The 12,072-nt window shown below is 37.7% G+C and carries 10 protein-coding genes and 1 pseudogene; 1 reads left to right on the top strand and 10 read right to left on the bottom strand.

Features of this window, described 5'->3' with window-relative positions; translation table 11 throughout:
* Positions 1 to 3 precede the first annotated feature (3 nt).
* From DVW06_RS09625 to recQ, 10 genes and pseudogenes are all read right to left on the bottom strand, one after another.
* Entirely contained in the window at positions 4 to 606 is a 603-nt protein-coding gene (locus DVW06_RS09625) for a hypothetical protein (protein ID WP_137264587.1), read from the bottom strand.
* Positions 607 to 623: 17 nt separating this feature from the next.
* Entirely contained in the window at positions 624 to 2,246 is a 1,623-nt protein-coding gene (locus DVW06_RS09620; protein WP_003127140.1) for a hypothetical protein, read from the bottom strand.
* Positions 2,247 to 2,264: 18 nt separating this feature from the next.
* Entirely contained in the window at positions 2,265 to 3,149 is an 885-nt protein-coding gene (locus DVW06_RS09615) for a carbohydrate ABC transporter permease (protein WP_137264586.1), read from the bottom strand.
* A gap of 13 nt (positions 3,150 to 3,162) precedes the next feature.
* Positions 3,163 to 4,116, bottom strand: a complete 954-nt coding sequence (locus DVW06_RS09610; protein WP_003127138.1) for an ABC transporter permease — start codon at positions 4,114 to 4,116, stop codon at positions 3,163 to 3,165.
* A 15-nt stretch (positions 4,117 to 4,131) separates the two neighbouring features.
* Positions 4,132 to 5,073, bottom strand: coding sequence for an ROK family protein (locus DVW06_RS09605; RefSeq protein ID WP_005472441.1), 942 nt, complete (start codon positions 5,071 to 5,073; stop codon positions 4,132 to 4,134).
* A 5-nt stretch (positions 5,074 to 5,078) separates the two neighbouring features.
* Positions 5,079 to 6,026 carry a LacI family DNA-binding transcriptional regulator gene (locus tag DVW06_RS09600; protein WP_137264601.1) on the bottom strand — a complete coding sequence of 316 codons (948 nt, stop codon included), beginning with the start codon at positions 6,024 to 6,026 and terminating at the stop codon, positions 5,079 to 5,081.
* Positions 6,027 to 6,177: 151 nt separating this feature from the next.
* Positions 6,178 to 7,616 (bottom strand): annotated as a pseudogene (locus tag DVW06_RS09595) (6-phospho-beta-glucosidase).
* Positions 7,617 to 7,757: 141 nt separating this feature from the next.
* Positions 7,758 to 8,498, bottom strand: coding sequence for a MurR/RpiR family transcriptional regulator (locus tag DVW06_RS09590; RefSeq protein WP_137264585.1), 741 nt, complete (start codon positions 8,496 to 8,498; stop codon positions 7,758 to 7,760).
* A gap of 19 nt (positions 8,499 to 8,517) precedes the next feature.
* Positions 8,518 to 8,970: a GNAT family N-acetyltransferase gene (locus DVW06_RS09585; RefSeq protein ID WP_005472434.1), complete on the bottom strand. Its 453-nt coding sequence runs from the start codon at positions 8,968 to 8,970 to the stop codon at positions 8,518 to 8,520.
* Positions 8,971 to 9,010: 40 nt separating this feature from the next.
* A complete protein-coding gene (recQ, locus tag DVW06_RS09580) occupies positions 9,011 to 10,777 on the bottom strand; it encodes a DNA helicase RecQ (RefSeq protein WP_003127130.1) in 1,767 nt (588 codons plus the stop codon).
* Positions 10,778 to 10,929: 152 nt separating this feature from the next.
* On the opposite strand from recQ, the gene DVW06_RS09575 reads away from it, so the two are divergent.
* Entirely contained in the window at positions 10,930 to 12,051 is a 1,122-nt protein-coding gene (locus tag DVW06_RS09575; RefSeq protein WP_005472432.1) for an NAD(P)/FAD-dependent oxidoreductase, read from the top strand.
* Positions 12,052 to 12,072 lie beyond the last annotated feature (21 nt).

Here is a 12,072-nt window from a genome sequence, read left to right as displayed (position 1 = left end):
GGATCACTCCTGTTCTATTTGATTTGTAGTTACATGCTTCATAATTTGCTTATGGATCATAACTTGAAAAACCATAGGAATACTTATTCCAAATAACGCCCATACTAATGCTAATCTAGGTAAAAACACAGGTAAAAAAAAACTACTAAGCATTATCGCTAAGCCAATAATATTACAACCTACGTATTTTAACGTTATCCCTAATGAAAACTCCACTATGGACCGAATGGACATTTGGCTGGTACAAACAATGAATACATTCGAAAGAAACACAATAAAAAATGCAATAAAAAGTAATATCAAAAATTGAAATATAGTTCTTCTAGTGAATGCTAGTAAAAGAAACAGTAAGAAAAAGATCACCCAGAAAGCGATGATTAACCTGAATGAAAGAATCAGATTTTTTCTAAACAGCATGAAGTATTTTGTTAGGGTAACTTCTTGCTGATTGTATTCTTTTAAAAGCTGGTAGCCAGTAATCAATGCACAAGGCACTGTGATGATTGGCAAACTAGAAAAGATGATTAATAGATTTAATAGCATCATTTGATATATTTTTTGTAGGAAACTGTATACTTCACCATCAATATTAAATATTTGTTTCATTACTGACTACCACCTTTTTATTCGATGCCTAATTTCTCTTTATTCTCAGCAATTTTCTCGTTTCTAATTGCCTCAATATCTGACCAACCATTTTGATCTAAAAATGTTGAATATGAAGAGATTACTTGATCAAATTCTTCTTCTGAAGAAGAGCGAATCAAACAGACTAATGTTGTATACCAATTTGTATTGATTGCAGAGAGATTACGTGCTTCTTGAGTCCCTGAACTAGGATCAATATTTTCTAGAATAAAATGAGGGTATAATTTTCCTTCTCCCCATTCTCTTGGCTGTATCAAGGCAGGTGTCTGAGTACTTTCACTAGCCATTGATTGATATTTATCATGACCAAAGAAAATAAACTCACTTAGTCGATACTCTTTTTTGAATCGATCTGAATCATTATCTTTCATCTCTTGCACTTCTGGCAGTAATTCAATTTTACCATCATTGTCATATTGGAAAGTCTCTCCTTCAATACCAAAAGTAGTTAGAATGCCGCCGTATTCACTTTGTAAATAAGTGAAGATTTGCATGGCCTTAGCTGGATCTTTAGCACTTTTACTAATATAATTGATCATCCAACCAGTAATACCACTTTGATTTAATTTAGGCTCTTTCCCTTCACTATTTTGTGGTCCATTGATTGCAATGTACTCACCATTAGGATTTTCAGCTAACCAGCTTTGTAAAAAACCACTCATTTGTGCTGTACCACTAGCCATAATTGTGGCGTATTGACCGGATTTCACTTTTTCTTCAAAAGCTGTACCATCATCAGAAAAACTATCATCCGACAAATTTCCATCCTCATGAATTTGACGCAACACTTTTAACCAGTTTAAATACTCTTGATCTAGATTACGGTTATAAAAATTACCCTCTTTTGTTTCTAGATCAACACCCAAATAGTCTTGGAAAACATCACCTAAAGATCCAGCCCCATCACCCAACGCATTGAAACCAAAGGGAACAAGTTCTGGATATTTCTCTTTGATAGATTTCATTCCCGCTATGAAATCATCCGCAGTTTCAAAATTATTCTCACCAATTGCCTTATATACATCTTTTCGAATCAAAAAGTTTGTGTTAGCAGGAATTAAACCGCTATCATAATCTTCTGCTGTATTAGAATAATTGGGATATCCATACGTTTTTCCATCATCTAATTGAAACCAATTTAATGTGTCTTTTGCAGCTACAGTTTGCCAATAAGGATCATATTTATCTGCAAGTTCATCTAATGAATAGGCCCAACTATCAGCTTTTTGCGCAACTTGTGAGTTTGAATCAAAAATTGTGACGATATCTGCCATATCATTGCTTGAAAACATTGTATTTAAGTTAGTATCATCACCTTTGATAAATTTGACTTTGATGTTCAAATCTTCTTCCATTTTTTTTGTAACGACATCATTTCCCCATTCATCATTCCACCAATCAGCATTAACATACCATGTCAGTTCTGTGACTTCTTCCTTATTATCCAATTGCCATGCTGGCGTATTTTTATCTAGATTATAACGCTCACTAATATCTACATCCTTTGCTTCTTGACTTGCGTTATCTTCTCCCCCTCCACATGCACCTAGCAACAACACCGAACTAAACAGCAAAACTAAATTTCTCAAGTTTTTCATTTTTTGTTTTCCCCTTTTCTATTCTTTAACAGCTCCGACCATCATTCCAGCAATGAAATGTTTTTGGAGTAATGGATAAATAATCAGAATTGGAATCGTTGTGACCACGATTGTAGCAAGTTGGACACCTTTGGTTGTACTTTCTGCCACAGCCGTTCCGATGTTTTGCATCCCTTGTGTCTGTGATTGAACAATGATCTCATATAGTTTCATTTGTAATGGGTAAAGAGCCTTATCAGTAATAAAAATTCTAGCTGTCATAAAGTCATTCCATTGGTTTACCCCATTAAACAAGGCAATTGTTGCTAGAGCTGGTTTGGACAGAGGTAAAAATATTTGCAAAAAAATGCGCCAATGACCTGCACCATCAATCATTGCCGATTCCTCTAATGAATCGGGTCCATTTCTAAAAAAATTCATTAATATAATGACGTCATAATAACTTAACAGCGCTGGTATAATATAAACCCAGAAGCTATTTAACAAACCTATTTGTCTAAACAATAAGTACGTAGGAATCATTCCACCTGAAAAAAACATCGTAGTGATACCCATCGCAGAATATAATTTTCTGCCTTTCAGATTTGCTTTGCTCATAGCATAAGCCATCATGGCACAGAAAAATACATGTGTTAAAACACCAAAGATTGTTTTAGAAACTGAAATAAAGAAAGCTTGCAACATACTCCCATCTCTGAATACTGCTCGATAATTCTCTAGTGACAGTTCAGAAGGCCAGAATACAAAGTCACCTTTAGCAAGAACACTTCCAGAGGCGAATGATGATACCACCACATTCCATAAAGGAATAACGATAATCAAGGTGAAAATGGTTAAGATCAAAATATTGAAAATGTCGAATAAACGACTATCTACATCCTTTTTCATCACTTTTTTTTCCATACAACGCTCCTTTCTACAATACGGACGTATTGTCATTTAGTCGTTTGGTCATTTGATTTGAACATACCAATAAAATTACTGATACAATTGACACACCTAATCCAACTGCAGTAGCATAAGAAAAATCGCCTTGCGCTATCCCCATTCTAAATACATATGAATTAATCACTTCCGCCTTCGCTTGATTTTGATTATTCATCAAAACCATTGTCTGATCTAAGTTGGATCCCAGTAATCCACTTATAGTCAGAATCAAATTTAAGCTAATGATTCCTTTTAGCATTGGTAATGTAATTTTCATAATTTGTTGAAACCTAGTTGCCCCATCTATTTTTGCTGCTTCGTAATATGAGGGATCAATTTTAGATAACGTAGCTAAGTATAAAATCGTACCCCAACCAGTGTTTTTCCATATATCTGACAATACCGCAATCCACCAGTATTTATTCGTTGATAAAAGATAGTTTTCATGTTTGATTGAAAAACCAAGTCCACTCAATATTGTATTGAGTAATCCATTTGTTGACAGCCAATTAATCAACATACCGCCTAGAACAATCCATGATAGAAAATAAGGCATGTAAGAGATTGTTTGGACCAATTTTTTAAATACACCTTGTCTGAGTTCAAAAATCAAGATTGCTAAGATAATCGGTAAAACAAAACCTATCAGTAGCTTCAAGAAGCTGATACCAAGCGTGTTTACAACTGATCCCCAAAAAAATTTATCATTTAATATGATCTGAAAATTTTCAAAGCCGACCCAAGGTGCTGTTTCAAGTGTGTCGATGACTGTATATCTTTTGAAGGCAATGATCAGCCCATAGATAGGAATAAAGTTAAAAATGATCATAAAGATAATTCCTGGCCAGACCATACTTTGCAATTCCCATTGTTCAAAAAAAACAGAGAACCACTTTTTTATCTTATTAGTAGAGCGTTTTGCATTTTGCACGGAAGTTTCCATCTGTTCCCCTCACTTTCAGTTTATTGTTGCCTCATTTAGAATCAGTTTCTTTACTTGATATACTGCTCCAACCATGCCAGCATCATTCATCAATTTAGCTGCTTTTATAGGTGCGATCGTTTTTCCCACTAAATAATGAATACTTTGATGTCTTTCTGTCATTTTTGAAATGGTGGAGCTCAATCGCTCTAAAAATAACGTGTTTGCACTTATGCCACCACCAATCAATACCAATTCGGGATCAAAACAACTGATCAAGTTCAATATGCCGACAGATAGATCTTCATAAAAACTATGAATGAGGTCGTGGGCAATATCGTCATCCTCTTCTTTAGCAAAAATTTCTTTTGCATCCCAAATTGGTTCGAACTTTGAATCTTTCTTTAACATTATTTCATTATAACGAGAACATAAACCACCAATCACTGCTGCACGCTGATTCAAAGACATCGCCTCTATGTCAACGCTTTCATTAATTTCCTTAATAACCATCCAGCCAAATTCGCCTGCCATGCCATGGGCACCTTTGATCAATTCATTTTGATAAATAATACCGCCACCTATGCCTGTTCCTAGAACCATACATATGTAATTGGGAATCCCTTGAGCATGGCCAATCCATTGTTCTGCGATAGCAGCAGCATTGGCATCATTTTCGATAACAATTGGTACTTTCGTTATCTTCTGTAATTCTTGCTTTAGACGAACACCATAGATGGACTTGATTGCTCCTGCTGTAATCATTGTGCCGTGTTGATCAATAATTCCTGGTGCGCTGATTCCAATCCCTTCAATTGGTTCTTGCCTCTGACTCTCTTCAATAATTGTTTGTAGGTTTACCAAGAATTGATGTCTATTATCGATCGTTTTGATACTCTGCTTACAATAAACTTGTCCTTTATCATCAATAAATCCATATTTGATTGTAGTTCCACCAATATCTATTCCCAAATACATTTATATCACTCATTTCTATTAAACTGATATACTGATTCGCCCTCAACCAATCTTCCATTTAATACAAAGGATTTTCCTGAAACATCCCCATTGATCAGCTTTACTAAATGTTGCGTTGCAAGCTCCCCTTGTTCTTTGATTGGGTTCACAATTGTTGTTAAAAACGGTCGAAAATATTTCAACAGCTCGATTCCATCAAACCCAACAACACTAAGATCATTTCCCGCTAGAAATGCTGTCGGTAAATCTTTTTGCTTTTGCAAAAATTTTTCTGTCGATTGATATGCGAAATTTTCTTCAAATCTTCCTTCTATTAGATAATGCGGCTTTAGAGGAATGTGTGCTTTTCTTAGTGCTTGCTGATATCCCTTGAATCGTTCATCGCTATCATAAACACCATCAAAGCCTTTGACGAATGCAATATTACGATGGCCTTTCGCTATCAGATAAGATGTTGCATATTCAGCGCTTTCATTGGAATTGAAAACAATACTACCAAATGTATGATCTTGAATATTACGATCAATAAAAACGGCATTGACGGATTCATTTCTGATTATCTCAAGATCTTCTTCATCAAGCATATCTTCAAATCCAATAAATCCATCTACAGCACCTCCCAGAATACTCGTCAAGACAACTTCTTTTTCCATTGAAATAAACACATTTAAAGCGTAACCATGTTTTTCAACTTCTCTTGCTATGGATTCAATCAGAACACTAAAATACGGACCAGTGATACTTGTGGTATAAAATCCGATTCTTTTCGTCCTACTTTTCTTTAATTCCTTTCCCATAAGATTAGGCACATAATGAAGGTTCTTCGCAGCTGCTATGACCTTTGCTTTCGTCGATGCTTTAACAACATCAACGCCATTTAACGCTTTTGAAACTGTTGCGATTGACACATTTGCTTCTTTTGCAACGTCTCGGATTGTTGTTCGTGTATTCATTATCATCACCACATAAAAACGTTTTTTTTTTATCAACATTATAAACAAACTATAAATAAAAACGTTTTCACATTCAATGTGTTTCATCAAGGTTGGTTGCTGTACCAGCTTAATGGCTTCTGTACCTTAATGAAACCCCTTGTACCAATCATCAGATGTCTGCTCCATTTGATGCGATAAATTTTGGTACCATTTAAATGAATCTTTTTTTAACCGCTTTAGTGTACCTTTTCCGTCATTGTTTTTATCTACATAAATCATGCCATAACGCTTCTCCATTTCACCTGAACCAAAACTCACTATATCTATGATTCCCCAAGGTGTGTAACCTAACAAATTAACTCCATCCTCTAAGACAGCTTTTTTCATTTCTGCTATATGTGCATGGATATAATCAATACGATATTGATCATGAATTTCATCATTTTCGACTGTATCACAGGCCCCAAACCCATTTTCAACACTAAACAAAGGTATCTGATACCGTTGGTCAAGGATATTCAAAGTGTATCTCATCCCAACAGGATCAATTTGCCAACCCCAATCACTTGCTTTCACATGTGGATTGCTTAACCATTTGGCTTTTGAAAAATCATTGATCAACTCGCCATTCTCATCCAGAGTAGTGGCAGTGCCTGACATATAATAACTAAAGCCGATATAATCAACTTTACCTTCTTTTAATATCTTCTTTTCTTCATCTGAGATATCAATAGAATAGTTTTTCCGATCCCATTTCTTTAGGACATATTGGGGTATCTCTCCTCTAGCATGGACATCACTATAAAAAAAACGTCTATTCATTTCTTTCTGTGCCGACATCTGATCTTCAGGTTTACTAGAATATGGATACACTGGAACGTTTGCCACCATACATCCAATTTGAAATTTGGGGTTAATTTTGTGTCCTAACTTAACAACTTGTGCACTCGCAATCAATTCATTTATAGCACCTTGATAAATTATCTCTTCCTTATTCGCTTGGGTCTTATTTTGATCAAATAAAAAAGCAGAATTAGTCCAGGTGTGTAAATTATGTTATCCATCAGCTTGGTTATTGATTTCATTGAAAGTCATCCAATATTTGACTTTGTTTTTGTATCTCGTCATAACACTTTCCGCATAACGAGTAAAAAAAGGAATTAATTGTTTATTCTTAAATCCACCATAAGCTTTATATAGGTGAAAGGAAATTTCGAAATGCGATAAGGTGATGACTGGCTCAATACCATTTGCAAGTAATTCATCAAATAGATCATCTTAGAATTTAAGCCCTTTTTCGTTTGGTTCTTTGTCATCGCCAGTTGGAAAAATTCTTGTCCAATTGATAGATGTGCGCAATACTTTAAGACCCAATTCCTTAAACAATTGAATATCCTCTTTGTAAAGATGATAAAAATCAATAGCTTCATGATTTGGATAATACCTATTTTCTATAACACCATCTGTAATTTCTCTGGAAATACCATTTCCTCATGCGGTCATCACATCTGCAATACTTACACCTTTACCCTCAACATTCCACACAACTTCAACCTGATGTGCGGCAACAGCTCCACCCCATAAAAAATTTTCTGGAAATGTATTCATGATTCTTCATCCTCTCTTTATTCTCCTTGAGTATACAAAAAGTCCGATATTCATCGTGCATTTACTAATAAATCGGTACACGAGAAGCAAATTAGAAAAAAAAGCACCTTGGTACACGAAGTACCAAGGTCATGAATAATTTCAATCTCTATCAAATGTAATGAGTTGGCGCACAGCCTCTGATAAGGCTTCAATCAAAAACATACAGGGAATTTGACTTGTTAAATCCTCGTGCTTATTAATTCTCTTCACATCAACCGAATAATCTAATACAAAATCGCTCATTCTACCCAGTGTGCTTTCAGAATCGCTTGTGATTACGACCGTTGTAAAGTCCGGGTTGTTTTTAAATCCGTTAAACAACTCTATGATTTCAGTTGTCCCTCCTGTAATAGATAACGCAAATACCATATTATCAGATGTATTTTTTAGTTTTGCAAAAATCGGATATGTATGATCGACTAATGCAAAACTATTACAGCCTAAAGTTGAAAATCGACGCGCAGCATACTCGCACATTGATGCAGAAGCACCAATACCATAAAAAATAATATTCTCACACTCAATCAGTTTCTCAGCCACTCGTCTCAATTTACTCTCAATGTTTTTAGGAAAATGATCAGCGCTTAATAACGTGCTTCCGCTAAGTATATCAGCATTTTCAACCTGAGGCATCTTAGCATGCGACCGAAACTCCGTAAAACTTTCATAGCCTAATTTACGAATAAAGCGCATCACAGAAGAGGCCGATGTATGGGATTCGATGGCGATTTCTCTCACCCGCATATAAGGAATCTTGTCACTTTGACTGGACATATAATGATAAATTGCTCGATCCGTCTCTGATAAATCATTGAAATCTATTTTTCCAAAAAAAGACATGCCTATCGCTCCTATTTTTTCATTCTTCTGATTCTACAGACTGAGGCTGTATCGACAACGGCTTCACAAAAAACAATTCCAACGGCTGTTCAAAACCTGGTACGTCCATAAGCAACCCACCGGCATCTTTGTAGCCACATTTTCGATAGAAATGCTGACTGCTCTCATCAGACTGAGTAGAGGCCATACACATCCCATACCTTTGTTTCCGCATTTCTGCTTCCCAAAGGCGGAGGAAGTGCCTTCCTCTCCCTTTTCTCTGCTGGGATTCGTTGACCACCAGCATGGTACAAAAGGGAATGGTATCCCAAAACAATTGGTAGCGAAGAATCCCCACAGGTTCTTCCTCATCGGTCAAGATCAACGCCTGTTGATCTTGGAACTTTTTTGCTAATCCTGCTTTTGACAAATGATTATCTAGTTCTAACCAGAATGTCATATCCCTTTTTTGCGCATAACGAATCTTCAGCATCTTGGTTTCTCCTTGTTTTTTCCTGAATCGTAAAGCAGCACTATTTTTCTGTTGTTTCTCGGTATTCTTTCAACACAGCCAGAAACGCATCACCGTATTTATCTAACTTGTTTTGACCAACACCTTTGATCTGTAGAAATTCGATAGGAGTTTTAGGCTGCTGCTCCGCAAGTTCCCGCAATGTCTTGTCCGAAAAGACGACATACGGCGGCAAGTTTTGTTCTTGTGCGAGCGTCAATCGCAGGGAACGTAATTGGTCAAACAATTCGTCATCGACGACCAATTGACGTACTTTGGCTTGTTTCCGGTAAACCTTTGCCTTGCCTAAAAGAACCTCTACACCGGCAGCTGACACACTGAGCAGGGGGTATTGTCCTTCCGAAGGGACTAAATAGCCTGATGCGGTTAAGTAGTCAATGAGTTGATTGACTTCTTTTTGTGACCAATCTTTCAACAAACCATAGGTTGGCAATTTTTCAAATCCCCATTGGGTGACTTTCTGATCTGCTGATCCGGTCAACACTTTCCCCACTAACGCTTTGCCAAAACGTTCACCCATTCGTTTCACACAGGACAACACTTTTTGCGTCTCAACGGTGATATCTACCTGTTCTCGTTCATCTAAGCAATTGCTGCAGCGGCCACAATCGGGACCGTCTTCCCCAAAATACCGCAATATGTAACGTTGAAGACACATTTGTGTATGCCCATATTGACTCATTTCTCTCAACTTGAGGTATTCATTTTGACGATACTGAATATCGGACTCAGATTGATCGATAAAAAACTGCTGAATCTGCAAATCCTGCGGAGCGTATAATAAAATGGCTTCGCTAGGTTCACCATCTCGTCCGGCACGTCCGGCTTCTTGATAATAAGATTCTAAATTACCGGGGATTTGGGCGTGGATCACAAAGCGCACATTGCTTTTGTTGATTCCCATACCAAAAGCATTGGTTGCTACCATCACTTGAAGACGATCAAAAAGAAAATCTTCTTGGTTTTGCGTACGTTCTTCTTCAGTTAATCCGCCATGATAGCGTCCAGCATTGATAGATTGTTGTTTCAATAAACGATAGATTCGTTCGACTTCTTTGCGTGTGCTGGCATAAATAATCCCTGATTGTCCTTTGTTCATCTTTAAATAGGTCAGCAAATAAGTATCTTTCTGCTCTTTGATAACTTCAAAAGATAGATTTTCGCGAGCAAAACCCGTTTTCACTTGGTTCTCTGGTGGAATCAGCAACAGTCGTTCAATATCTTGGGCAACTTTTGGCGTTGCTGTAGCTGTCAATGCCACCACCGTTGGCCGCTGATCAAAACTATGGATCGTTTCCGCTAAGCGTAAATAGCTAGGACGAAAATCATGTCCCCATTGTGAAATACAGTGGGCTTCATCAACAGCGAGTAGGGATATAGGAACATAGCGCAGCAATTCGCGAAAATGATCTGATTCCAAACGCTCTGGAGCAACATACAGGAGTTTGATTTCTCCTTTCGATGCTTGCCTTAACCGTTGGTTGATTTCCGGAGCTGATAAGGTACTATTGATATAAGCGGCCGGGATACCCATGTCATTCAATGCATCTACTTGATCTTTCATCAATGAAATCAATGGTGAAATAACTAATGTCAGACCGTCTAACAATAAAGCTGGGAGCTGATAACATACAGATTTTCCTCCGCCAGTCGGCATGATGCCTAAAACATTTTGATGAGAAAGAATGGCATTGATGATTGATTCTTGACCTTCCCGAAAGCTGGTATAACCGAATTTATCTCTTAAAACTTGATTGATTGATTGCATAATATCCTCTTTTCCATGTCCATTATACGAGAAAATCCAGTCATTTGAAATGGGAACAGTTTGGGAATCACTTTCGACAGAAACTTTCAGTCTTTGATTTTTTGAGAAGAATATGGAACAATGATTGAAACAAAAAAGGAGTTTGCAGTTTTATGGAAAAAATCGTAATTATCGGTGGCGGCATCATTGGGATGACCTTAGCAAATTATCTAGATACGACGAAGTACCAAGTGACCGTGGTTGACGACCCTACGGGACAAGCTACTAAAGCGAGTGCCGGGATCATTTCCCCCTGGCTTTCGAAACGGCGAAACAAACGATGGTATCAATTAGCTAAAGATGGGGCTGCTTTTTTCGAAAAATTGGCACAAGATTTCTCACTGACCACAGATATTTATCAACGCTCAGGTACATTGATCATTCGCCCAGAAAATCAGTTGGCAGCATTAGCGGAACTGGCGGAGGAACGGCGCAAAGAGGCACCGGAAATCGGTCAAATCACCTGTCTTTCTCCTGCTGAAACGCAGCAAGCTTTACCTTTGCTCAAACCACTACCGGCTTTGAAAATTTCCGGAGGAGGTCGACTAGATGGCGCTGCTTATCTAGCGTTCCTAGAAGAACGGGCCCGTACCAATGGGGTCGTTTTCGTCCAAGGGAAGGCTAGACTTTATAAAGAAAAAAATTGGGTCGTTTCTACTACATACGCAGAAATCCCAGCGGATCATGTTTGTTTAACCGCCGGACCAGGATTAGGCCAACTGTTAGAACACTTGAACTACCACGTCGATGTTCGTCCCCAAAAAGGACAGCTGCTCTCCTTCGAAACGACAGCGTCAGCAAAAGATTGGCCAGTGGCGATGTTAGAGGGCGAAGGCGATTTGATTCCTTTTGCGAATGGGAAGATCCTTTTAGGAGCGACTCACGAAAATGATGGCGGTTGGGATCTGACTCCCACTGAAGCAGCAAAGCAACAATTGCTGACTGGCATCGGTTCATTTTTGGCAGCCCCCGAGAAATTGTTTGCTGCGCCAATGACAGTTCGCGTAGGAACACGGGCCTATACTTCTGACTTTGCGCCATTTTTTGGACTGCTTCCCAGTGAGCCAGGATTAGTGGTCGCCAGCGGACTGGGGTCTTCTGGATTAACCACAGGTCCCTATATCGGTTATTTACTGGCTGAATATTTTAATCAAGGTCAGAACCCTTCTGAAAAGCAAAAACTTTTTGAGAAATATAGTAAACCTATAGCTGCCTATATTACTCAACGTCACTGATGGTAAAAAAAAGGAGCTGTA

The organism is Enterococcus sp. ARL09-542 (assembly GCF_005234805.1).
GTDB classification, from domain to species: domain Bacteria; phylum Bacillota; class Bacilli; order Lactobacillales; family Enterococcaceae; genus Enterococcus_D; species Enterococcus_D gallinarum.
Note: the sequence above shows the minus strand (reverse complement) of the source record. Positions and strands in the feature narration are given on the sequence as shown.